Here is a 23876-nt window from a genome sequence, read left to right as displayed (position 1 = left end):
GTATTTCCGGGGTGCGATAGTGCGGCCTCGGAAGCCGTGCCACAATCTCGAGATTCCAGGTTCGACGCTTCACATCGCCCCGGAACGACGGCAGCATTTTCCGTAAAATTCACCTTTCAGCCACGGTTGGTATGCAACAACGGCCCGTCTTCTTGGGGGCCCGATTCATGCGCGCTACGGCCGCAATTCTCATCGCTTTGCTTCTCGCCGGTTGCGCGGGTAACGAAGCGCCGGTCGAACAGCCGTCGATGTATGCCGACATGGCCGTCTCAGGCGCTCGGCTCGATGCGCAGGCCGCGGCCGTGATGATCTCGCAGTACCGCCAGAACAACGGCCTCGGCACCATCGTCATCGATCCCGACCTGATGCGACTGGCCGAATCCCAGTCCCAGGCGATGGCGACCGCCAACAAGATGGACCACGACGTCCGTGCGCCGCTCGCCAAGCGGCTCGCCGCCGGCGGCTATCCGGCGACCGTCGCGGTCGAGAACATCTCGGCCGGTTATCATACGCTGGCGGAAGCATTTTCCGGCTGGCGCGACTCGCCGCCACACCGTGCCAACATGCTCAAAAGCGGTGTCACAAAATTGGGTATAGCGGCGAGCTATGCTCCGAACACCAAATACAAGGTGTTCTGGACGATGATTATGGCGGCTACCGAGCCCCGATAAGCCAGTCTTGATCCCCAAAACATTGACGCCGCCGTGAACTGGGGTCACGGTGGGCTGCCCTCAGTCCATTGATCCTCTCATGACCGATCATCAAGGCCCGGCATCGAACAGAATCCCCGCCAATGCGCAGCGTGTCCTGGTGCTCCAGGGCGGTGGTGCGCTCGGCTCCTATCAAGCGGGCGCCTATCAGTCGCTGTGCCATTTCGGCTTCGAGCCGGAATGGGTTGCCGGCATCTCGATCGGCGCGGTCAACGCCGCCATCATTGCGGGCAATGAGGGCCAGACCCGCATCAAGCGGCTGAAGGAATTCTGGGAGATGGTGTCGGCGCCGGTGCCGTGGAAGCCGATCGGCAAGAGTGATCACAGCCGCGAGCTGTTCAACTCCACGAGTGCCGCGTTGATTGCGACCTTCGGCGTGCCCGGCTTCTTCGTCCCTCGGGTCCCGCCGGCGCCACTCTGGCCACCGGGTCATCCGGAATCGGAGAGCTATTACGACACCGCGCCCCTGAAGAAGACGCTGGAACGGCTGGTCGATTTCGACCGCATCAACGATCTAAAGACGCGTCTGTCGGTCGGCGCGGTCGGCGTCACCTCCGGCAATTTTCGCTACTTCGACAATTACGAGTTCAAGAGGCTCGGCAAGAAGATCGGGCCCGAGCACATCATGGCGTCGGGCGCGCTGCCGCCGGGCTTTCCCTCCGTCGTCATCGATGGCGAGCATTACTGGGACGGCGGCATCGCCTCGAACACGCCGCTCGACTATGTGCTCGACGCGGAGCTCGAACGCGACCTCCTGATCTTCCAGGTCGACCTGTTCAGCGCGCGTGGTGAGCTGCCGAACTCGCTGCTCGAGGCGGCCGAGCGCGAGAAGGACATCCGCTTTTCCAGCCGTACGCGCATGAACACCGACAAGAACAGGCAGTTGCACAATGCCCGCAGGGCCGTGCGCGACCTGATCAGCAAATTGCCGGATTACCTGAAGAACGATCCCTCCGTCGAATTCCTCGCCAAGGCATCGCGCGAAAGTACCGTGACCGTGGTGCATCTGATCTACCGCAGCAAGAACTATGAATCCTCGTCCAAGGATTACGACTTCTCGCATGTCGCCATGGTCGAGCATTGGGAAGCCGGCGTGCGCGACGTGCACCTGTCGATGCGCCACAAGGATTGGCTCGAAAAGCCGCAATCCGGCGAGACCATGGTGACCTATGATCTCACGGGGGACGTCACCGCGCCCCCGGCCTCAAAAGGAGCGAACGAAAATGGGTAGTCTGTCAGGCAAGAACGCCGTCGTGACCGGATCGACCAGCGGCATCGGGCTCGCATATGCGCGTGCCTTCGCTGGGGCGGGCGCCAATGTCGTCATCAACGGCTTCGGCTCGCCCGAGGATATCGAGAAGGAGCGCGCCAAGATCGAGGCCGACTTCAAGGTGAAGGCGATCTATTCGCCCGCCGACATGACCAAACCCGCCGAGATCGCGCAGATGATCGCGCTCGGCGAGAAAACCTTCGGCTCGGTCGACGTTCTCGTCAACAACGCCGGCATCCAGTTCGTCTCGCCGATCGAGGAGTTCCCGGTCGAGAAGTGGGATCAGATCATCGCGATCAATCTCTCTTCGGCCTTCCATGCCATCCGCGCCGCGGTGCCCGGCATGAAGAAGAAGGGCTGGGGCCGTATCATCAACACGGCATCTGCGCATTCGCTGGTCGCTTCGCCGTTCAAGTCGGCCTACGTCTCGGCCAAGCACGGCATCGCCGGCCTCACCAAGACCGTGGCGCTCGAGGTTGCGACCCACAAGATCACCTGCAACTGCATCAGCCCAGGCTATGTCTGGACGCCGCTGGTCGAGAAGCAGATCCCGGACACGATGAAGGCACGCAATCTGACGCGCGAGCAGGTCATTCATGACGTTTTGCTCGACGCGCAGCCGACGAAAGAGTTCGTCACGTCCGAGCAGGTGGCGTCGCTGGCGCTGTTCCTGTGCAGCGATGATGCCGCGCAGATCACCGGCACCAATCTCTCGATCGACGGCGGCTGGACGGCGGAGTAAATCCACTCTCTGTCAGGCCCGCCACCGGGGTTCGCCTTCGGCGAGCCCGATGACGGGCCCCGGTGGGGCGTCCAGTACGCCACGGCCTGTCGATTCAATCATAGCCGAGTACTGGGCGGTTTCGCCCGGTCCCGTCTCCGCCAAGGCTCCAACAAGGCTCCAACAAGGCTCGCAAACTCGGCTCGCCGAAGCTTCAGCGGAGGCGGCAAGCTGGTCGATGACAGCGTGAGTTGTGCGGCCGATCTGCGTTCAATGAGTCCAGGCCAGCGCGGTGACGATCGCGGACGACAGGTTCAGCTCCGCAAACATGATCTTGCCGGCGACCACGAAGAGGACGCTGGCAAGGGTCAGGCGCAGCACCGTCTCCGGCACGCGCGTGGCACTGAAGCTGCCGAGCACGATGCCGGGCAGGGAGCCCATCAGGAGCACGCCCATCAGCGCCCAATCGACGTCACCAAGCGCCCAGTGTCCGGTGCCGGCCACCAGCGTGAGCGGCACGGCGTGGGCGATATCGGAGCCGACGATGGTCGCCATCGGCAGGCGCGGGTAGAGCAGGAGCAGCACGGTCACGCCGACCGCGCCGGCGCCGACCGACGAGATCGAGACCAGCACGCCGAGCACGGCACCGGTGACCACGGTCGCGATCGCGGTGGTGCGGTCGTCGACGCCTTCGAGCGTCCTGCGATAGCGCTCCATGATCGCCTTGCGAAAGATCAGCGAGGTTGCGGTGAGCAGCAGCGCGAAGCACAGCACCAGATTGACCAGGCCGCGCTCGGCGTCGCTCTTGAGATCGAGCTTCCACAGCACGAACAGCGTCAGAGCACTTGCCGGAATGCTGCCGCAGGCCAGCCGCAGCACGGCGGGCCAATGCACGCTGCGCGACCAGCCATGCACCACGCTGCCGCCCGTCTTGGTGCCGGCGGCGTAGAGCAGGTCGGTCCCGACCGCGGTCGATGGGTGGACGCCGAACAACAGGATCAGCAGCGGGGTCATCAGCGAGCCACCGCCAACGCCGGTCATCCCGACAAGCAGGCCGACGCCGAATCCCGAAGCGACGTAGAGCGGATCAATCATGTCTGGGAGGAATCTAGGTTTATCTCGTCTACAGGGCAATACGACGTAGAATAAACTTCCCCTGAACTGCAACTGCTTGGATCAAATAAGAAAAAACATGCTGCGGGTGGATGGCGAGGGGGTATTTCGTCCAATTCTCAAGCATTCCGCGAAACGCACGTTTCGAGGGAGGCAATCCAGGTGAAGCATTTTGCACAGACCTCTTGCTGGCCGGGTCGCGGACCAGCAACCGGCGTTAGTTTCCGAAGGCCAGCACATGCAGGCCGAGCCGCTGCCGGACGATCCAGAACAGCAGCACGGTCTCGAAGCTGAGCGAGATCGACGTTGCGGCCGCCGCGCCGTGGCCGCCGAAGTGCGGCACCAGTGCGATGCAGAGGATGACGTTCATCACGAAGGCCAGCGCGTAGGCGAGCGCACAGATCTTCTGGTGGCCGAGCATGTTGAGGAGGCGCTCGACCGGCCCGATCGCGGCGCGCACCACGAGCCCGACCGCGGCGATGAACATGATGTCGTAGCCGATCACGAATTGCGGTCCGAACAGCCAGAGCAGCGGCTTGCCGAGTGCCAGCAGCACGGCGGTCGCGGCGAGGGAGGGCCAGAACGTCCAGTTGATGGCGTGCGCGACATAGGCCGACAGACGGTTCTTGTCGCCGAGCGCGTTGTATTCGGCAAAGCGATGCGCCGTCGTCGCCGACATCGCGTAGTGGATGAAGGACACCAGCGCCAACGTCTTCACCACGGCGAAATAGACGCCAACCTCGTCGGAGGGGCGGAATTGCTGAAGCACCAGCACATCGGTGTAGGACAACAGCAGATAAAAGCTCTCGACCAGCAGGATCGGCAGCGAGATCGCTAGCCAGCCCCTGACGTCGTATGCCTTGGGGCCGTCCTCAACATGGTCCGCGAGCTTGTGGTTCAGCGCCACCATCTGGCCGGTCATCGCGATCCATACCGCGCCCGCGCTTGCCACCATCGCGGCGGTAGCGCCGAGATGAAAGCCGAGCAGGAAGGCGGACGCGGTGATACCGATGATCAGCGCCTGGCGAATGATGAATTGCGGCATCAGGCCGAGCTGCATCCAGTCATGCGCGCGGGCGATACCGTCCTGGGTGTTGGCGACGACGAAGGCCGGCAGCGTCATGCAGCCGATATAGAGCGGCAGCCGTGCGGCCGGATCGATCCATGGCGAGAGCAGGAAGATGATGCCTGCCAGCACAAGCGAGACCAGGATCGAGACCACGAAGGTCAGCCAGCGGCTACCGGAGAGGAAGCCGCGCAGCAGCGCGTGCGCGCCGCTGGTGCGATATTCGGGAATGATTTTCTGTGCGGAGGCCGAGATACCGAAATCCATCATGCTGCCGAGCAGCAGCACCCAGGTCCAGACGTAGACATAGACGCCGTAGTCGGACGTGCCCATCCAGCGCGCCAGCAGGATCTGCGAGAAATAGGCAAGACCTGCGCTGATCACACGGATGAGGAAGATGGTACCAGCGAGCCGTCGCGTCAGCGACGCCTCGCTCGTGGCGCCGCCCACGCCGGTCCATCTGGCACGCAAACGTGCGAAGGACCCGACGGGCTCACTCGTTGCGGGTTGTGCGTCCGTCACGGCCACGTCGAAGATCCCTGCGCCCCCGCAAGATGCGGCAGGGTTTGGCGTAGCAACCATTCGTTAAGAAACGGTGCCATCAGTCATTCCGGGGCGATGCCAACGGGTCCGCGCAAAGCGCGGCCCGATGACAGGCGCCGCATCGGGCCCGGAATCTAGAGCTTGTGGCGCGAGATTCCGGGTTCGCGCTACGCGCGCCCCGGAAGGACACCTTGGCTCAATCCAGATTGATATTGAACTCGTACGACTTCTCCGGCCCCACCAGCGTGAACTTCAACGCGGCGCCGTCGGGCTTGGCGCCGGGCGGCAGGCCATCGAGCTCGAAGGCGAAGCGCTTGACGCCTGCTGGGCTGTGCTCGACGGGCGAGGGGATCGGTAGCGCCCAGTCGGGTGTCGGCCCCTCCACGAACAGGTTGACGTTGCGCCCATCGGGCGTGGCCACGTCGACCAGCACCTTCGTCGCGCCCTCGCGCTTGACGTCGCGGATGGTTAGCGGAGCGGAATCGCCGATATTGGCGGGCTTCGGCACGCTGTCGAGCGCCGCGAACAGCGTGCCGTCCTCGGTCGAGGCGACGCTGTTGAAGCCGAGCTCGGCGCTGGCCTCAACCGGGATACAGAGCTTTTCGCAGACCGCGTAGTTGATCTCCGCGCGCAGGGTCACGGGCTTGTCCGGTGCCTTGGCGACGATGCGCAGCGGCAGCACGATCTGGTCGTGATAGCCGATCGAATGGCCGCCGGCGCCGTCGTCGAATTTCAGCGGCGCTGGCCACATCACCGTCACAGCTTCGACATTTTCGGACTTGGAGAAGTCGAACCGCGGCGGAACGCCGGAGTCCCCGGGCGTGCGCCAATAGGTCTTCCAGCCGTGTTGAAGCTGGAATGCGATGCCGCCGAGCAGCACCGGGCCGCTGCGCGATCCCGCCAAGAGGCGCACGGCAGAATGGCCGTCGCGCTGCCAGGGCGAGGCGTCGTCGGCGCGGACGCTCGAGGGCTGCGCCGACACGAGCAAGGTTGCGGCGACGATGGTCGCAGCGTGCTTGGGAACTATGGTGAGCATGGTACGTCTTTACAGGGTCGATCCGGGGCAAACCATTGAATTGCTTGTGATGGATGAACCGGCAGCAGGCTTAGGAATTCGGCTTGGGAATTCGGCTTGGGAATTCGGCTTGGGAGTTAGGCTCGGGGATTTCGGTCCACGCAAGCCTTGATTTGACAGCGGACAAGCCCGACATCAGGATATGAACCGAGAGGGAGTGCTTCACCGATGGGTTCTGCAGGCAAGAGAACTGGCGATAGCACCCCGGCGATCGGCCCTACCGTCTCTAATTCGGCGGGCTATCTCGACGGGCGGCTCCTGATCGCCATGCCGGTCATGGGCGACCCCCGCTTCGAGCGCTCGGTGATCTATCTCTGCGCCCATTCGGCCGAGGGCGCGATGGGCATCATCGTCAATCATCCCGCCGGCAGCATCGATTTTCCGGAGTTGCTGGAGCAGCTCGGTATCATCAAGAAAGGCGCGCAGATCAAACTGCCGGAGAACGCCGAGAGCATGAAGGTATTGCGCGGTGGCCCGGTCGATACGGGGCGCGGCTTCGTGCTGCATTCCAGCGACTTCTACATCGAGAACGCGACGCTGCGGATCGATGACGGCGTCTGCCTCACCGCGACTGTCGACATCCTGCGCGCGATCGCCAACGGCTCCGGTCCAAAGCGTGCCATCCTCGCGCTCGGCTATGCCGGCTGGGCGCCGGGTCAGCTCGAGACCGAGATCCAGAGCAATGGCTGGCTGCATTGCGATGCCGATGCGGATTTGATCTTCGGCGACGACGTCGAGGACAAGTACGCGCGTGCCTTGCACAAGATCGGCATCGATCCCGGCATGCTCTCGAACGAGGCCGGGCACGCGTAGTTACACCCGCGCGGTCATGCCGCCTTCGGCGACCCGATGACAGGCTGCTAGGTTCTAGTCTCGGAGGCGGCAGCGATCGATCCTTGGGTCAATCGGGCCGCTGGGCGAGCAACCGCGTGGTCTCAAAGCGAAACGCAAACCTAATCCGGCGCTGGAAATCGGACTCGAAGATTGCCGGAACACGTTCCCGACCAAACGAAAGCTCTCAAGCGTCCCGCCGCCGCGGCGTCGGCGCGGGGTAGCGGGCATAGAGCGTCTCGACGCGATCCCGCCACATCGTCACGAACGCGCCCGAGGTGAGGCGATCGACCGACTTCCATTCGCGTTTGACCGCCGGCAGCGTGTTGCCCCAGATGGCGCGCTTGCACCATCTCTCGCCCTTCTCGATGCCCTCGCGAGTCGCGCACATCGACTTCCAGGCAATCCGCTGCGGATGGCTGATGTGTTGGGCGGCTCCTTCCCAGCCCTGCTGGTGGATCAGATAAAGATTGGCGAACGTCAGCTCCTCGTGCGTCGTTGCTTCGAATAGCGCAGCCTCGGTGATGAACTTGTAGGCGGCGGCCACAGCATTGTCGCGAGAATTGAGGATGTCGCCCGACCCGTAAGTCCTAAACTCAGACTTGCTCAGCTGGAACAGACCTATATAGGAGCCGGTGCGTTGCCTGGGATCAAAATCGGATTCGATTTTGGCAACCGCCTTCATGAAATTGGCATCGACTCCAAATGCTTTGGCCGCGCGTTCGATCTCCTGGACCGGCGTTCCGAGCGGAACGTCGCCGAATGCCGCCAAGGCGATCTTCGCGGGTTTCTCAGGCGGAGGAACTTCCGAGTAGACGTAGTACTTCAGATACGGCAGCTCGCCTTCGTCCGGCTTGGGAGAAGCAGCATGCGGCGGGTCCAGCTGCGGCGTTGACTCGCTCGTGGGCGGCGTAGCATCGAGGCTCGCACTGGTCTGCAACGTTGGCCCTTGCGGCGGCGAACTGGTCACTTCGGACGGCATCACCGAGTCCGGCGCCGCGTCTGCGAACCCCGCCGCAACAATCGCATTGGCCGATGATCTTGTGTCGAATTTCGCCTCGATGACCGGAGCCGGCAACTCCGCGCTGGCGTTCGTCAGCAGCGTCGTCACGTTCAGCGGGATGATGCCAAATGCATCGGCAACTCTCGCATTCGGCGTTGCGACGCTCGTGGGCGTCGCCGCGATCTGATGAATCGCGGCAAGCGAAGTTGCGCCCAGTGCGCCGGCAATACAGCTTACTTGCCAAATCTTCAATGTCGCCAACCGCGCGGCCGCGGTTTCCCCATTCAATCCCAACCACAGATCCCCGTGTTCAGTCTGGGGGCCCCAATCCTGCATCGACGTAGCTTTTGGATTTGCCACAACGAAGGCGTGAGGCTTGACGGCTCGATTTTCTCACCGGCTGTTGCGGTAAAGACGCACTGGACAGCGATACTGACCTATCTTGGAATTTTTTTTTGCCCGTTTGCCGTCTAAGCGAACGCCATGTCACTTGAGGTGCAAGCCGTAACCGCACCACGCGCCGATCGTCGCGACGGCGCGCTCGCTGTAGCGGCGTCATCTGAGCCTGCTCAGGGTCATTTTCGACTGTTCGGCGGGCTTTGCCTGCAACCTGAGGGTTGCTTTGGCCCAAAAGCAACTGGGCGCGATGAGGGATTTGTTTTGCCGACTTGCCCGACGTGTCAAACGTCCGCTCCACCAAACATCCTTGCTGGCGGCGGCTGTCCTACTTTGCATGGGGTTGTTTTCGACTTTTAATTTTGGGAGTGACCGCGCATGCCTGATTTCCTCAGGGCTACTGATGGTCGCGTTCACCTTCGCAGGTGACGCAGCGCTTGGCCTACTCCGCCGCCTGCTGCACCGTCGGCTCGGTGCCCGCCACCGTTGCGCGGCGCATGTCGCGGGGCTGCGCCTGGTCGTAGCGGCGGACGCGGTGCATGGTCTGACGGTTGTCCCACATCACGAGATCATGCAGCTTCCATTGGTGCACGTAGACGAATTCTCCTTGTGTTGCGTGCTCGTTGAGATCGCGCGGCAAGAGCCGGCCCTCGGGCATGCTCATGCCGACGATCTTGCCGGCATGTGAGGACAGATACAGCGACTTGCGGCGATGCACCGGGTGCGTGCGCACCAGGCGCTGCAACACCGGCCTGAACATCGTCTTCTCCTCGTCACTATATTCGGTGAAGCCGAGCGAGCCACGCGAATACATCAGCGAATGCTCGCAGATCAGATCCTCGATCTCTGTCTTGGTTTCGTCATCGAGCGCATCATAGGCCGCGCGCATGTCGGCAAATTCAGTGTTGCCGCCCTTCGGGTTCACCACGCGCGCCGACAGCAGCGAAAATTTTGCGGGGATGGGGCGAAACGAGCTGTCGGAATGCCAGAGGCAATTGCCGAGATTGAACAGATGCGTGCGGCTGTCCTTCGCCAGCGGTTTGCCGTCCTTGCCGAGATTGCTGACATCGTTCAGTCCCGAGCTGAGGCGATAGTCCTTTTCCTTGGTGACGGTGCCGCCGCGCGCATCTTCGCGCTGGCCGAAATTCAGCGCGAAGGCCATCTGCTGCTCGTCGGTGATGTCCTGGTCGTGAAAAACCAGCACCGCGTATCTGTCCATCGCAGCCTCGATTTGGCGCGCCTCATCCTTTGTGAGCGGCTGGCGCAAATCGAGGCCCGAGACCTCGCCGACAAAATGCTTCTGAAGCTGCCGGATGGCGATCGTCATTGCGATTCTCCTGGCGCTCTCCCGGGGCCTGCAAGCGGTTTGCCCGCTCTGTTCGTGAAAAGGGTATCCCCGCGCCTGCCGCTGTCAACGCTATGCGCGCATGGCTCTCACGCGTTCCGCGCCATCAGGCCGCCGTCGATCGGAATCACCGCGCCGGTCAGGAACGAGGCTGCCGGCAGGCACAGGCTCAAGGTCATGTGCGCGACCTCCTCGGGGTCGCCATAGCGGCCAAGTGCGGTGCGGCGCTTGGCATAGATCGTCTTGTGATCTTCCGGAATCCGGTCGGTGATCGCGGTGCGGATCGGCCCCGGACAGATGCAGTTCACGGTGATGCCCTCGCGGCCGAGCTCGACGGCGAGCGAGCGCGTCAGGCTCGCAACGCCGCCCTTGGCGGCCGAATAGGGGCTGTGCAGCGCGGTTGCGCCGAGCGCCTCTGTGGACGCGATATTGACGATGCGCGGGCTCTTCGATTTGCGCAGGTAGGGCAGGGCCGCGCGGATGATGCGCGGATGCGCCGTCAACATCACCGCAATGCCCTTGGCCCAGGCATCTTCGTAAGCTTCGTCGTCGATCGCGACGCGCACGGAAATGCCGGCATTGTTGACGACGATGTCGAGCCCGCCGAAATGCGCGGCGACGTCGCCCACCACGCGGCTGATCTCCTTGGCGTTGGCAACATCGAGCTTCCACGCCTCGGCGGAGCCGCCGCTGGCGGTGATCTCCCTGGCGACGGCTTGCGCGCCATCCGCATCGTAGTCGGTCACGGCGACATTGGCGCCCTCCGCGGCGAACACGCGTGCGGTGGCGCGTCCCGTGCCGCTTGCCGCACCCGTAATGAGAACGGTCAATCCCCTGACGGATCGGCTGAGCTGCTTGAACTCTGGCATGCAGTTTCCTCGAGGCCCGCTTGTCTATTGTTGTGTGATTGACAAGGCTGGCATCGATCCGCACACACGTCAAACAAAGCAAAAGCAAAGGGAGGCCGCGATGAACGAGCTCGATTTCTCGAGTAAGCAGGTTCTGGTCGTCGGCGGTTCCAGCGGCATCGGTAACGGCATCGCACAGGCCTTTCGTGGCAAGGGCGCGCAAGTTGCGGTCTACGGCACGCGCGCCCATGCGAAGGACTATTCGGCGGAGGAGGGATCGGATCTCACGGGCCTTGTTTACGCCCAGCTCGATGTCAGCGATGCCAGGGCGATCGAAGCGTTCAAGCCGTCGTTCGAACGTCTCGACGTGCTGGTGCTGGCACAGGGTGCAGTGATCTATCACCGCGGCGAATTCGAGATGGCCGGTTTCCGCAGGGTGGTCGAAGTCAACCTCATGAGCCTGATGGCCTGTGCCACGCGCTTTCATCCCATGTTGCGGGATGCGCAGGGGTCGCTGATCATCGTCTCGTCGACCGCCGCCTATCACTCCACCATGGGCAATCCGGCCTACAATGCCTCGAAGACCGGTGCGGTCGGATTGACGCGGACGCTGGGCGAAGCCTGGGCTGAGGACGGCATCCGCGTCAACGGCATCGCGCCGGGGCTCGTCGATACCAAGATGACCAAAGTCACGACCTCCAATCCCCAGCGGCTCGAGGGAGCGCTGTCACGCATTCCGCTGCGGCGATTGGGCACGCCGGCTGATATGGCCGGTGCGGCCTTGTTCCTGGCTTCGCCGTTGTCGTCCTACATCATTGGTCAGACCATCGTCGTCGACGGCGGGCTCATTCTCTAAGCGACGATGCGGAACTGCGCTGCGGCTGATCGGTTACTTCGGCTGACCCTCGAGGAGGACCACCATGGACAACGATCGGATTGCCGGATCAGCCAAGGAGTTTGCCGGACGCGTCGAAGGTGCGGTCGGTGAGATGACGGGAGACGTGAAGACGCAGGCCTCGGCCAAGGCGCGCGAAGCGGCCGGCACCGTGCAGAACCTGTACGGCCAGGCGAAGGATGCCGCGCGCGATGCTACGGATACCGCTGCCGGCTACGCGAAGGATGCGTATGAAGCTGGCCAGGATACATTCCGCGACGGTACGCAGGCACTTGCAAAGAGAGTGCAGGACAACCCGCTCGGCGCGCTGCTGATCGCCGGCGGCATCGGCTTTGCGCTCGCGCTGTTGATGTCGCGGCCAGCCCGCCGCCCGCCGCCCCGCTGGCGCTACTACAGCTAGCCTACTCGAGACGACTATCTATCGCGGCGGATTACCCCAGAATTCCGCCGATCGCCCAACGTTGCCCGGCGGACGCGGGATCGCCGGATTTGGATTGCGCGGCGGCTGCGGCGCCAGTTGACGCGGCGGCGATGGCGAGCCGAAGCTGAAGAAATCGCGCAGCGATGGCGTTGCCTGCGCCGGTTGCTGGACCGGCGGCTTCTTCGGCGCGGGCTTTGGCGGCGCAATCGCGGCAGCAGCATTCGGCGCGGTCCCCGCACTTGGATTAGTGGCGCCGCCCTCAGGCGTCGTCGCTGCGACCGGCGTATCACCCTTGGCCTGCTCGCGGCCGACCTCGCGCCGTGGCCAGGCATAGTCGTCGGCGCGGCCTGCCGGCGGTGTCAGTGGCTCGCCCTTCACCAGCGTCTTGGCCGCGAGTGCATCGACGGCCGCCGGACGCGATCCCGGTCCGCCCAGCAACTGATCGGTGGAAATCGAGGCCGCAACGAGCGGCACGATCGGCCCCGCAAGCGGTCGCGGCGCGGGCTTGCCGGGCTCGGCGCTGGTATCCGGCGTTGCCGGCTCGCTCGGCAATGCGATCGGGCCTGAGCGCCCAGCCAGCAGACGCGTAATCTCACGCTCGACATAGTGTGCGAGCTTGCGTGCGCCGGCCTTGGTGAAATAGACGCCATCAGAGGTGCGGAGCTGACGGATCTGGCCTTCGAAGTCCGGGCCCTTCTGGAGGAAGCGGCCCGCTTCGTCGACAAAGCCGTCCCAGACGTCGACATAAGTGATACCGGCCTTTGCTGCGCCTTCCCGATAGAGCGAATCCAGGAACAGCATGTCCGCGGTGCCCTTCGGACCGCGGATCGCGGGTAGGCCGACCCAGAGCACCGGCACGCCCTTGGCCTTGAGCACGCCGATCAGCTCCTCGATCTTCTTGCCGTAGAGCTCGACCCAGCGGTCGTCGCGGAATTCATAGAGCCCGTTCGGCGAGCGCGCGGTTTTTTCCGGCGCGGCGGTCTGCGGTGCATCGGCATTGTCGGCGTCGTCCTGCGGCAGGTCGGGGTCTGCCGGCTTGTCGTCGGGTTTGGCGGCAGCATCCGGGCCGGGCTTGGTGTCCGTCTTGCCGTCCGCAGGTTTGCCTTGCGGCTTGGCGCGCGCGCCCTTGTCGTTCTTCTTGTCGGCAGGCTTGTCGGATTTGTCCGCGGCGGGCTCGCGGATTGCCAGGCGGTCGTTCAGGCCGAGCATGACGACGATGACGTCGGGCTTCTCAGTCTCGAGAATGCCCTTGGCCGCGGTAGCCCAGTCCGAGGGCTCACCCTTCGGCTGGTACTTGATCAGGCCGGACGTGGTCTTGTGCTTGCGGATCACACCCATGTCAGGCTGCTCGGTGTAGGCGTCCTCAAGGCCATAGGCGAGCCAGTCGGCCATGGCGTCGCCGATCACGAGAACGTTCTTCTCGGGAGTCGTGTCGCGCTTGGCAGGCGCGGGCGCACGCGAAAAATCCTGGCGCGGGGCCTGCTGCTGCTGAGGCTGCTGGAATGGTGCGAAGAAGTCGCCGCCGAACCAGCCACCACCACTGCGCGGTGGCGCAGACCGCTGCGGCGGACCGCCGAAGCCGGGGAAGTTGAAGAACTGCGCCGACGCAGGGCCCGCAATCGACACCATGATCGCAAGCGCCGTCCCCAGCGCGATCAACGGGCCGGTCTCGGTCAGCGCCTTGAAAAATGATTTCGGCTTCGACATGCAGTTCTGAGGCACGTGCCACGGTTTCGGAATAGGCCCGATATAATAGCGGAATCGGGCCGCAAACGGGCAGATTTGATTGCGCCATACACCGGGGAACTGCCGCCCTCGTCAAGGCCGGAGGCCGGATTTCGTGTTCAGGGTTACTTTCGGGACGGATTTACCGTCCGCGCAGCCGTTCCAGCATGTCGGAAGAGGCAAATCCGTCCGCGGGCGCCCCGATCGAGGCCTGGAAGTTGCGCAAGGCGTCGCGGGTCTGGCCGCCGAACTGGCCGTCGGGCGTGCCCTTGTAGAAGCCGCGCTGGACCAGGAGCTGCTGCAATTCCAACCGCTCGGCGCGGGACAGCTCCCGCTCCTGCCGCGGCCAGGGCTGCACGAAGGGCTGGCCACCCCGCAGCCGGTCAGCGAAATGGCCGATCGCCAGCGCGTAGGCCTCGGCCGGGTTGTACTTCATGATCACGCGGAAATTCTGCAGCATCAGGAAGCGCGGCCCTTGGGCGCCGGCCGGTGCGAGCAGGTAGGCCTTGTCGGCCGGGTGCGGGAAGGGCTGGCTGGTCGCGCGCGTGATGCCAAGCTTCTCCCATTGCGCGATCGTCATCGCCTTGGCGCGGTCGGCCAGCATGTAGTTGAAGCCGTCGGGCACCATCACCTCGTAGCCCCAGCTAGCGCCGCTCTGCCAGCCGTCCTTCTTCAGATTGTTGGCGGTGGACGCGATCAGGTCTGAAGGATTGTCGACGACGTCGCGCCGGCCGTCCCCGTCGCCGTCCACGGCAAAGCGCTTGAACGCGGTCGGCATGAACTGCGTGGGGCCGAACGCGCCGGCCCAGGAGCCGCGCATTTGTTCGGGCCGCAGATCGCCACGGTTGAGGATTTCCAGCGCGGAGAGGAACTCATCCCTAAAATAGGCCTGGCGGCGGCCGATGCAGGCCAGCGTCGCGGTGGATTGCAGCACGCTTCGGTCGCCCATCTGGGTCGAGTAGTTGGATTCGATGCCCCAGATCGCCGCGATGATGTAGCGGTCGACGCCATAAGCTTTCTCCGTGGCGTCGAACTGCGCCTTGTACTTGGCGAGGATCTCCTTGCCCTTGGCGAGGCGGTTGTCGTTCACGAGGATGTCGAGATAGTCCCAGATCGATTTGGTGAACTCCGGCTGCGAGTCCAGGAGATCCATGATGCGCAGGTCGGGTGTGAGCCCGGCGGTGAACTGCTGAAAATTCTCCTGCGTGATGTTGCGGCGTGCGGCATCAGGCCACATCGATGCAACGCAATTGTCAAAATTCGCGGCGGCCTCCCGGATCGCGGCTGCGGTCATCAGGGGGTGGCCGGAAGCGCCGTCCTCGCCGCTCCAAGATTGACTTCCGGCCTGCGCGCCGCCCGGACCGGGTGCAGGTTGCGCCGGCGACGGGTTGGAGCCGGAGAAGATGCCGCCGAACAGGTTCGACAAGCCATTTGATCCCTGCGCGCGCGCTTGAAGCGGGAACAGCAGGGCGGCCGCAATCAGGGTTGCGCCGGTCATTCCTGCAAGTCCTGCCATCGATCGCCTCATGTCCCAGCTGTGCGGCCAAAATCCGGCTGCAGGAGGCCGTTGTTACGGTTGCCAACACCTTAACGAAAGTGAAATTTTGTAGATGGCCTTTTCCTTTGAATCCCGGGGCAGGGGCCCAACATCCGCCTTTGTTACCGGCTGCAAACCGGCTAGCAAGATGTCATTGCTCTCCGTCCGCACGTCCCAAGGTATTCGATCAATCCCATGAAAATCCGCAAAGCCGTATTCCCCGTCGCCGGCCTCGGCACCCGCGTGCTGCCCGCCACCAAGGCGATGCCCAAGGAAATGCTCACCATCGTCGACAAGCCGCTGATCCAGTACGTCTATGACGAAGCGAGAGAGGCCGGCATCGAGCATTTCGTCTTCGTCACCGGGCGCAACAAGAACGTCATCGAAGACCACTTCGACCGCATGTTCGAGCTCGACTCGACGCTCGCCGCGCGCGGCAAGAGGGTCGAGCAGGAAGTCCTCGCGCAAAACCAGCCGGAGGCCGGCGCGGTCAGCTTCACCCGCCAGCAGGCACCGCTCGGCCTCGGCCACGCGGTCTGGTGTGCGCGCGACATCGTCGGCAACGAACCGTTTGCCGTCGTACTGCCCGACGAGCTCGTGCTCAATACGCCGGGGTGCCTGAAGCAGATGATCGAGGCCGCAAGCCAGCTTGGCGAGAAGTCCAACGTGCTCGCTGTCGAGGCCGTGCCGGACCATCTCACGCATCAATACGGCATCTGCGGCGTGGGAAAACGCAGCGGCAAGATCTTCGAGGTCGATGGCATGGTGGAGAAGCCGCCGAAAGGCACCGCGCCCTCCAACCTGTCGATCACCGGCCGCTACATTCTGCAGCCCGAGATCTTCAAGATCCTGGAGACCCAGGAGCGTGGCGCCGGCGGCGAGATCCAGCTCACGGACGCCATGATCGGACTCGCCAAATCGCAGAAGTTCTACGGCGTCGAGTTCGAAGGCGAGCGCCATGATTGCGGCTCCAAGGCCGGCTTCCTGCGCGCCAACATCGCCTATGGCCTGAAGCGCCCCGAACTGCGCGACGGCCTGCTCGCGGAGATGAAGAAGTATCTGGGCGGATAGCGAACTCTCGCCTCGGGTGTCATTGCGAGGAGCCACGCGGTCCCGCCTTGGCGGGCCGGATGACAGGCTCCGCGACGAAGCAATCCAGAATCTCTCCGCGGCGACAGCCTGGATTGCTTCGCTTCGCTCGCAATGACGGTGTGGCGTGTTCACGCCACCAGCGAAAGTTTCGGAATGTTCGCGACCACGGACTGGTTGCGGCCGCCGGCTTTGGCGGCATAAAGCGCTTTATCCGCGGCGGTCACCAGGATGGACCAGTCCATGCCGGCCGTGGGGACGAGGCTGGCGATGCCGCAGGAGACCGTCGTGCTCGCCTGGTCGTCGGACCAGCCCTGCACCTTGCAGCGGATCGTCTCGGCGATCTTGAACGCGTCCGCTTCCGAGGTGCCCGGCAGCAGCACGGCAAATTCCTCGCCACCATAGCGCGCGGGGCAATCGCCGGCGCGGCGAACGGAATCGGAGATGCAGATGGCGATGCCGACCAGCACCTGGTCGCCGGCCTGGTGGCCGAATGTGTCGTTGTAAGCCTTGAAGTGATCGGCGTCGATCATCAAGAGGGCGACCGGCGTCTTCTGCCGCATGGCGCGCCGCCATTCGACGTCGATCACGGAATCGAACTTGCGACGGTTTCGCAGGCCCGTGAGCGCGTCGGTGGTTGCCATCTCCTCGAGCTTGTTTTCCGCCTTGGCGCGTCGGCCGATCTCGCGCGCCAGCACCGCCGTCGAGCCCAGCACGAACAATGCGAGCACCAACACCACGGCGCCGATGCGCAAGGCTTCCTTCTGCCAGAGCTCGAACACGGCGCTGAGCGGCTTGCCGGCGACGACGAACAGGGGGGTGGTGGTACTGCCGCTGCGGACATAGAGGCGCGGCGTCGTATCCACCGGGCCCTGTCCCGCAAAAGAACCGCCTTCCTTCAGATTGTCCGCCTTCCAGTTCTGCCGGTCGGCCAGATTTCTGCCGATCACGTCGAGATCGAATGGCCGCCGCATCATAATGGTGCGGTCGCGCTTGAGCACGGTGATGGTGTCCTGCGGATCGAGGCTCAGCCGCTCGAACAGCTCGTGGAAGTAGCTGAAGCGGATCGAGCCCGCGACGACGCCCATGAAGCCGCCGTCCTGATCGCTGACCCGCCGGCTCAGCACGATGGCATAGGCGCCGCGAAACAGCATCGGCCGGCTGATGAACAGCCCTGCATTGGGGTTGTCGCGATGAACCCGGAAATATTCCTCGTCGGAGCGATTCTCCGGGACCGGGTCCAGCGTGGATGCATCGATGGTCAGCTTGCCGTCGGTGTCGAACACCTGAATGGCGCCAAAATGCTTGGCGGTTGTGGCGTGGTCGAACAGGATGAGCTGCCGGATCGATTTGCTGACCGTCCCGATTTCGGGCAGCAGCATGTTGCTGGCCACCGCCTTAAGCGACAGGTCGTAGATCTCGATGTTGCGGCTGATGTCGGCTTCGATGGTCGTAGTCAGGTTTTCCAGGGTCTGGCGGGCGAGCGCCTCCTCGCCACGGCGCATGTCCAACATCACGTTGACGCAAATGGCGGAAAAGCCGATCACCGTCACGACCGACGAGATGATCAGCAACTTCGCCGAGATTCGCCACGGCCGCCGGGCCGTGCCTTCGCGCCATCCAGCCAGCATCACTTGCTCCCGACACTAGTGGATGCACCTGAAATCTTGAGTAGTCTTTAAACTGAGACGCCGGTGCCGCAATCAGTTAAGAAACGGTTTCCGGGGCTAACGCTTTTCGGCAAGGGCGGGCCCCCGACGAACGATCGAGGACGACGGTGAACGACTACGACGCGTTGCGCGATTACCTGAAGCGGCAGAAGCAGATGGAGCTCGTGCTGAGCTTTGACCAGATCGAGGAGATCATCGGCGCAGCCCTGCCGCGTGCGGCGCAGCGCGCCTCATGGTGGGACAGTCTGCGCAGCCCCGACATCCAGATGCCGCAGCGCGAAGCCTGCCTCGCCGCGGGCTTCGTGGCGACACGGATGCCTGATGGTGCGAGCGTGCGGTTTACGAAGCGGAAGAACGACCGGCGGAGGTAGCGCGACGATCGGCGGTCTCTCCCCATCCAACAGTATCGTAGGGTGGGCACGGCGCAAGTGCGCCTTTGCCCACGATACGATACCGGACACGCGGCGAGATCAGCTCGCTGCTTCCAGCCGCACTTCCGTAAGCAGCCGCATCGCGGCGTCGGCGTCCATCGGCTCGCCGAAGGCGAAGCCCTGCGCGTATTCGCAGCCGAGCTGGTAGAGCTCGACAGCGTCCGAGTCGGTCTCCGCGCCTTCCGCCACCACGTCCATGCCGAGATCGTGCGCCAGTGCGATGATCGACTTCAGGATCACGGGGCGGGTGCCGCGGCTCGTGGTGCGCACGAAGGACTGGTCGATCTTGATGGTGTCGAACGGAAAGCGCTGGAGATAGGCGAGCGAGGAATGGCCGGTGCCGAAATCGTCGAGCGAAAGCCCGGTGCCGAGCTCGCGGATCCGAGTCAGCATCTGGGCTGCGTGCTCCGGATTCTCCATCACCAGCGATTCCGTCAATTCCAGTTTCAGCGTGCCGCGCGCGACCGAGGAGCGCGACAGCACGGTGCGGATGTCGTGGATGAGGTCGTGGCGGAGCAATTGCCGCGAGGAGACGTTGACGGATGCGAAGATCGGCTCGCGTGAGCGCATTGCGCGCTGCCAGACCGAGAGCTGCTTTGCGGTCTGGTCGAGCACGAAGAGGCCGAGGTCGACGATGAGGCCGGTCTCTTCGGCAATCGTGATGAATTCCGAGGGCGACATCCGTCCCAGTTTTGGATGATCCCAGCGCGACAGCGCCTCGAAGCCGGCGATCGAGCGATCTTCCAGCCGCACGATCGGCTGGTAGAGGATCGTCAACTCCTGCCGCTCGATGGCCCGGCGGAGCTCGCTTTCCAGCGTCAGGCGGTCGGTTTTTCGCGCGCGCATCGCCGGCTTGTAGACGTCGATGCGATCGCCGCCGATCCGCTTGGAATGATACATCGCAAGCTCGGCGTCCTTGATGATCTCGTCCGTAAGCTGGACTTGCGGATCAGAGAGCGCGAGGCCAATCGAGGCGGTGAGGAAGATCTCGCGGTCGTTGAAGGCGATTGGCGCGCGGATGGTCTTGCGGATGGTCTCGGCAAAGGCGGTGATGCGGGCCGGGTCCTGCTCGGACAGCAGGATCAGGCCGAACTGGTCGCCGGCGAGCCGCGCCAGCGTATCCTGCGGCTTCAGGATGCGGGTGAGGCGGCGGGCGAGCGTGAGCAGGATGGAATCGCCGACCGCGATGCCGACGGAATCGTTGACCTGCTTGAAACGGTCGAGATCGATGACCATCAGCGTCGGCCGCAGCGTCGGCATGGTCTTGGCGAAATTGGCGACCGCGCCGAGGCGGTCCATGAACAGCTTGCGGTTGGGCAGGCCGGTCAGATTGTCGTGCACGGAATCGTGCAGCAGGCGTTCCTCGGCATTGCGCAGCTCGGTGACATCGGTGAGCGTGCCGACGACGCGCGAGACCTCGCCGTCGGAGCCGACCACGGGACGTGCCTTCAGTGCGAACCACATGAAATGGCCGTCCGGAGTGCGCAAGCGGAAATCCTGCACCAGGCGGCCGCGGCGCTGGTCGAGCACGCTGTCGAGCGCGGCACGGAAGCGATCCTGGTCGAGCGGATGCAGCACCTCCAGCCAGGTCGCAGCCGGCCCTTCCAGCGTGCCGCGTTTCAGGCCGAGCAGCGCCTCGGTCTCGGGGCTGGTGAACACCTTGTCGGCGGAAACGTCCCAGTCCCAGATCAGATCGCCGGAGCCGGCCAGCGCGAGCGCCCGCCGCTCGATGTCGGATACGACGCCGGTGGTGGCGCCGCCGCCGGCGAAGGCGTGTTGCATGACCGTGAAGCCGATCAGCATCACGATCAGCACCAGGCCGCCGAGCAGCGCGGGTCCGACGATGTCGTTGGTCACGGAGCCCGCGACCGTCATGCCGGCCGCGACCACCCAGATCACGAGCAGGAACCAGGTCGGGATCAACAACACCGCGCGGTCAAAGCCATGGGTCGAGAGATAGACGATCAGCGCAAAGCCGGCGAAGGCGATCAGCACCAGGGACATGCGCGCGATCCCGGAGGCGACCGCTGGATCGAACAGCGCGAGCGCGACGAGCGAGCCCAGGAACGCGAGCCAGCCCACGGTGATGTGCGAATAGCGCACATGCCAGCGGCTGAGGTTGAGATAGGCGAACAGGAACACCAGCAGCGTCGCGGCCAAAATCGCTTCGCCCGCCGCGCGCCAGATGCGCTCGGCGTTGTTCGACATGTCGAGCACCTTGCCCCAGAAGCCGAAATCGACGCCGATATAGACAAGCACTGCCCAGGCGAGCGCCGCGGCGGCCGGGAACATGATGCTGCCCTTCACCACGAACAGGATGGTGAGCACGAGCGCAAGCAGGCCCGAGATGCCGATCACGATGCCCTGGTAGAGCGTGAACGAGTTGACCTTGTCCTTGTAGGCTTCCGGCTCCCACAGATAGAGCTGAGGAAGCTTGTCGGTGCGCAGCTCCGCGACGAAGGTGACGACGGAGCCGGGGTCGAGCGTGATGCGGAAGACGTCTGCGGTCGCGCTCTCCTGGCGCTCGGGCCGGTCACCGATCGAGGGCGTGATGGTCGCGATGCGCGACAGTCCGAGGTCCGGCCACAGCAGGCCCGACGAGACGATGCGGTAATGCGGCGCGACGATCAGGCGATCGAGCTGGTCGTCGGTGTTGTTGGCGAGCGCGAACACCACCCAGTTCTGGCCGCCCTCGCGCGCGCGCACCTCGATGCGGCGGACGATGCCGTCGGTGCCGGGTGCGGTGGACACCTGGATTCGGTCAGCGTCACTGCGCTGGTGCTCGAGTACGGCGGTGAGGTCGATCGCGGGCGCGTCGCTGCGGACGCTGACGGCATCAAGCGCGCGTGCAGGCGACGCGGCGACAAGAATCATGAGGCCCAGCGCTATGGGCGCGAGGCACCTGATCAGACGCAAGGTCAGTTCTCCGCGTTCGACGCAAACTCTTCAGTGCTAACCGCATTTCCGAACGTAACGAGATGGTTCGGCGCTTCGCGATAGATGCCACGAAAGCGAGGAAAATCAAAGGGTTTCCGCCTCGCCTGCGGGTCGTGCGGGTTAGACCTCCAACACAATTTTGCCAATATGTGCACTCGTCTCCATCCGCCGGTGCGCCTCTGCCGCCTTTTCCAGCGGGAAAGTGCTGTCCATCAGCGGTTTGATGCGGCCTTCGCGCAAGAGCGGCATCACCTTGGCCTCGATCGCGGCCACCATCGCCGCCTTGTCCGCATTACTACGGGGGCGCAGCGTCGAGCCGGTATGGGTGAGGCGCTTCACCATGACCTTGGCGATGTTGACGTTGACCTTGGGGCCGTTGAGGGTTGCGATCTGTACGATGCGGCCGTCGACCGCGGCGGCATCATAGTTGCGGTCGACATAGTCGCCGGCGACCATGTCGAGGATCAGGTTGGCGCCGGCATTGCCGGTCTCCGCCTTGACCACGGCAACGAAGTCCTCGGTCTTGTAGTTGATGGCGCGGTCGGCGCCCAGCTTGAGGCAGGCATCGATCTTGTCCTGCGAGCCGACGGTGACGATGACCTTCGCACCGAACGCTTTCGCAAGCTGGATCGCCATCGTGCCGATGCCGGAGGAGCCGCCATGGACCAGCAGCGTCTCGCCGGCCTTCAGCCCACCGCGCTCGAACACGTTGTGCCAAACCGTCATCAGGGTTTCCGGCAGCGCGCCGGCTTCCTGGATCGACAGCGCCGGCGGCACGCTCATGGCCTGGGCGTCCTGGGCGATGCAGTACTGCGCGTAGCCGCCGCCTGCGACCAGCGACATCACCTTGTCGCCGATCTTGTGCCGCTTGGCGTTGTTGCCGACCGCCACTACTTCGCCCGCAACCTCCAGCCCCGGCAGATCGCTGGCGCCGGGTGGCGGCGGATACGCGCCGGAGCGTTGCGCCACGTCGGGCCGGTTCACGCCGGCGGCCATCACCCTGATCAGGATCTCGTCGGGACCCGGCTGTGGCAGCGCACGCTGCTCCGGCACCAGCACCTCGGGGCCGCCGGGCTTGGAGATGGCGACCACGGTCATTTGCGCAGGCAGCTTTTCCATGATTTGTCCTTGATTGTCCCCGTGCCTTAGGGGTGCAGGAAGAACGAGGCAATTGATTAGCCAGCGGGCTACGCGCTGGCAACCGCTTCGGGTTCGGTTGTGATGGAGGAGAGATGATGGCGATGGACGATGACGACCGGCCACGCAAGAAGATCACCCACGAGATCGGACAGGACCTCTCACTGTTATCGGTCGAGGAATTGACCGAGCGCATTTCACTGCTGAAATCCGAGATTGCAAGGCTCGAGGAAGCGGCAACCAAGAAGCGCGCCTCGCGCGACGCCGCGAATAGCGTTTTCAAGACGTAGCAACACTTGCAGTCCTCATCCTGAGGAGCGGCCGAAGGCCGCGTCTCGAAGGATGGCCGCGGAAACCGGGCCTTCATGGTTCGAGACGCGCGCGATGCGCGCTCCTCACCATGAGGATTGATGGTCCGCCCGCTGAAGCCGCTGTCCTTGAGACTGTTCCGCACCCCCCCTCGGCCAATGGCCGACATGGCTAACGAACCCTCAAAAAAATCGCTCGTTTACGGTCGATTAAGCTTTCGCGTTTATGACTGGAACCGTCCTCGTTTGGACACCGAGTGGCTCCTGTCCACTCTGTTTGACGCCTCCCTGTTATCAACTTTCAAAGCCGCCGGTCTCCGGCGGCTCTTTTTTTGCCCTTGTTTTGCTTCTTGCGTGTCCCGGCTTGGTGCAATCAGGCGCGGAAACCATAAACGCGGTTGCTGCTGGACTTCGCGGCCGGCCCGCGCAATGATTTGTTCATCATAAGCCGGCGCCAAAGCCGGATGGTAAACAGTTGCGTAAGGGGCGTTAACCATGGAACGTTTGCAAGCCGACGGCGCTCTCGTTCAACTCAGCGAACGGTTCACCAATTCGGCTGCGTTCGGTGCGTTGTTCCGCGAAGGCATGGACCTGGTCGAAGAGACCGCCGCCTATCTCGACGGCGCCGGCCGTACCGAGGCCAAGGCGCTCGACCGCGCCGTCAGCCTGACCTACGCCACCGAAAGCATGCGTCTCACCACCCGCCTGATGCAGCTCGCATCCTGGTTGCTCCTGCACCGCGCGGTGAAGGAAGGCGAGATGACGCTGCTTCAGGCCAACCGCGAAAAGACCAAGGTCAAGCTGA

General features: G+C 63.8%; 21 protein-coding genes. 10 read left to right on the top strand and 11 right to left on the bottom strand.

Going from position 1 to position 23876, the window contains the following annotated elements; genetic code table 11:
- Nucleotides 1–167: 167 nt before the first annotated feature.
- The 3 genes from SO140_RS27525 (at nucleotide 168) to SO140_RS27515 (ending at nucleotide 2722) form a co-directional block, all read left to right on the top strand.
- Nucleotides 168–671, top strand: a complete 504-nt coding sequence (locus SO140_RS27525; RefSeq protein ID WP_449376991.1) for a CAP domain-containing protein — start codon at nucleotides 168–170, stop codon at nucleotides 669–671.
- 79 nt (nucleotides 672–750) lie between these two features.
- A complete protein-coding gene (locus tag SO140_RS27520) occupies nucleotides 751–1941 on the top strand; it encodes a DUF3734 domain-containing protein (protein WP_449376990.1) in 1191 nt (396 codons plus the stop codon).
- Complete coding sequence (locus SO140_RS27515) at nucleotides 1934–2722, top strand: 3-hydroxybutyrate dehydrogenase (RefSeq protein WP_449376989.1); 789 nt, start codon at nucleotides 1934–1936, stop codon at nucleotides 2720–2722. The genes SO140_RS27520 and SO140_RS27515 overlap by 8 nt, the downstream gene beginning before the upstream one ends.
- A 249-nt stretch (nucleotides 2723–2971) precedes the next feature.
- On the opposite strand, the gene SO140_RS27510 is transcribed toward SO140_RS27515, so the two are convergent.
- The 3 genes from SO140_RS27510 to SO140_RS27500 all read right to left on the bottom strand — a co-directional run bounded on the left by SO140_RS27510 (nucleotide 2972) and on the right by SO140_RS27500 (nucleotide 6459).
- Entirely contained in the window at nucleotides 2972–3796 is an 825-nt protein-coding gene (locus tag SO140_RS27510; protein ID WP_449376988.1) for a sulfite exporter TauE/SafE family protein, read from the bottom strand.
- Nucleotides 3797–4031: 235 nt separating this feature from the next.
- Nucleotides 4032–5408, bottom strand: coding sequence for a flippase (locus SO140_RS27505; RefSeq protein ID WP_449376987.1), 1377 nt, complete (start codon nucleotides 5406–5408; stop codon nucleotides 4032–4034).
- Between the two features lie 211 nt (nucleotides 5409–5619).
- Nucleotides 5620–6459 (bottom strand): protein-disulfide reductase DsbD domain-containing protein, encoded by an 840-nt coding sequence (locus tag SO140_RS27500; protein ID WP_449376986.1) that lies wholly within the window; start codon nucleotides 6457–6459, stop codon nucleotides 5620–5622.
- 207 nt (nucleotides 6460–6666) lie between these two features.
- Between SO140_RS27500 and SO140_RS27495 the strand changes: the two genes are divergently transcribed.
- Entirely contained in the window at nucleotides 6667–7311 is a 645-nt protein-coding gene (locus tag SO140_RS27495) for a YqgE/AlgH family protein (RefSeq protein ID WP_474799086.1), read from the top strand.
- A 205-nt stretch (nucleotides 7312–7516) separates the two neighbouring features.
- Here the strand turns inward: SO140_RS27495 and SO140_RS27490 are convergent, their stop codons facing one another.
- From SO140_RS27490 to SO140_RS27480, 3 genes are all read right to left on the bottom strand, one after another.
- The gene (locus tag SO140_RS27490; protein WP_449376984.1) at nucleotides 7517–8584 is read right to left on the bottom strand and encodes a lysozyme family protein; all 1068 of its coding nucleotides are present in this window, start codon (nucleotides 8582–8584) and stop codon (nucleotides 7517–7519) included.
- A 586-nt stretch (nucleotides 8585–9170) separates the two neighbouring features.
- Nucleotides 9171–10055: a TauD/TfdA dioxygenase family protein gene (locus tag SO140_RS27485; RefSeq protein WP_498543439.1), complete on the bottom strand. Its 885-nt coding sequence runs from the start codon at nucleotides 10053–10055 to the stop codon at nucleotides 9171–9173.
- A gap of 107 nt (nucleotides 10056–10162) precedes the next feature.
- Nucleotides 10163–10942, bottom strand: coding sequence for an SDR family NAD(P)-dependent oxidoreductase (locus SO140_RS27480; protein WP_449376982.1), 780 nt, complete (start codon nucleotides 10940–10942; stop codon nucleotides 10163–10165).
- A 100-nt stretch (nucleotides 10943–11042) separates the two neighbouring features.
- Here SO140_RS27480 and SO140_RS27475 point away from each other — a divergent pair, with 100 nt between their 5' ends.
- Together SO140_RS27475 and SO140_RS27470 are read left to right on the top strand one after the other, a co-directional pair.
- On the top strand, nucleotides 11043–11777 hold the full coding sequence (locus SO140_RS27475) for an SDR family NAD(P)-dependent oxidoreductase (RefSeq protein WP_449376981.1): 735 nt from the start codon (nucleotides 11043–11045) through the stop codon (nucleotides 11775–11777).
- A 64-nt stretch (nucleotides 11778–11841) separates the two neighbouring features.
- Entirely contained in the window at nucleotides 11842–12216 is a 375-nt protein-coding gene (locus SO140_RS27470) for a CsbD family protein (RefSeq protein WP_474799081.1), read from the top strand.
- 18 nt (nucleotides 12217–12234) lie between these two features.
- On the opposite strand, the gene SO140_RS27465 is transcribed toward SO140_RS27470, so the two are convergent.
- Both SO140_RS27465 and SO140_RS27460 read right to left on the bottom strand, forming a co-directional pair.
- Nucleotides 12235–13944: an SGNH/GDSL hydrolase family protein gene (locus SO140_RS27465; protein WP_449376979.1), complete on the bottom strand. Its 1710-nt coding sequence runs from the start codon at nucleotides 13942–13944 to the stop codon at nucleotides 12235–12237.
- A 160-nt stretch (nucleotides 13945–14104) separates the two neighbouring features.
- A complete protein-coding gene (locus SO140_RS27460; protein WP_449377021.1) occupies nucleotides 14105–15460 on the bottom strand; it encodes a lytic murein transglycosylase in 1356 nt (451 codons plus the stop codon).
- Between the two features lie 234 nt (nucleotides 15461–15694).
- Between SO140_RS27460 and SO140_RS27455 the strand changes: the two genes are divergently transcribed.
- A complete protein-coding gene (locus SO140_RS27455; RefSeq protein ID WP_449376978.1) occupies nucleotides 15695–16570 on the top strand; it encodes a UTP--glucose-1-phosphate uridylyltransferase in 876 nt (291 codons plus the stop codon).
- Nucleotides 16571–16719: 149 nt separating this feature from the next.
- Here SO140_RS27455 and SO140_RS27450 read toward each other — a convergent pair whose 3' ends face one another.
- Nucleotides 16720–18219 carry a diguanylate cyclase gene (locus SO140_RS27450; protein ID WP_449376977.1) on the bottom strand — a complete coding sequence of 500 codons (1500 nt, stop codon included), beginning with the start codon at nucleotides 18217–18219 and terminating at the stop codon, nucleotides 16720–16722.
- A 146-nt stretch (nucleotides 18220–18365) separates the two neighbouring features.
- Between SO140_RS27450 and SO140_RS27445 the strand changes: the two genes are divergently transcribed.
- Nucleotides 18366–18629, top strand: a complete 264-nt coding sequence (locus tag SO140_RS27445) for a DUF7662 domain-containing protein (RefSeq protein WP_449376976.1) — start codon at nucleotides 18366–18368, stop codon at nucleotides 18627–18629.
- 99 nt (nucleotides 18630–18728) lie between these two features.
- Here the strand turns inward: SO140_RS27445 and SO140_RS27440 are convergent, their stop codons facing one another.
- Complete coding sequence (locus tag SO140_RS27440) at nucleotides 18729–21605, bottom strand: EAL domain-containing protein (protein ID WP_449376975.1); 2877 nt, start codon at nucleotides 21603–21605, stop codon at nucleotides 18729–18731.
- Between the two features lie 141 nt (nucleotides 21606–21746).
- Entirely contained in the window at nucleotides 21747–22745 is a 999-nt protein-coding gene (locus SO140_RS27435; RefSeq protein WP_449376974.1) for an NAD(P)H-quinone oxidoreductase, read from the bottom strand.
- 116 nt (nucleotides 22746–22861) lie between these two features.
- On the opposite strand from SO140_RS27435, the gene SO140_RS27430 reads away from it, so the two are divergent.
- Complete coding sequence (locus SO140_RS27430) at nucleotides 22862–23053, top strand: DUF1192 domain-containing protein (protein ID WP_449376973.1); 192 nt, start codon at nucleotides 22862–22864, stop codon at nucleotides 23051–23053.
- A 513-nt stretch (nucleotides 23054–23566) separates the two neighbouring features.
- Nucleotides 23567–23876, top strand: a 310-nt coding sequence (locus SO140_RS27425; protein WP_498543438.1) for a DUF1465 family protein, incomplete at its 3' end; no start/stop codon positions are given.

It is taken from the genome of Bradyrhizobium sp. UFLA05-108, assembly GCF_059803455.1.
This window is presented reverse-complemented; position numbering and strand designations above follow the sequence as displayed.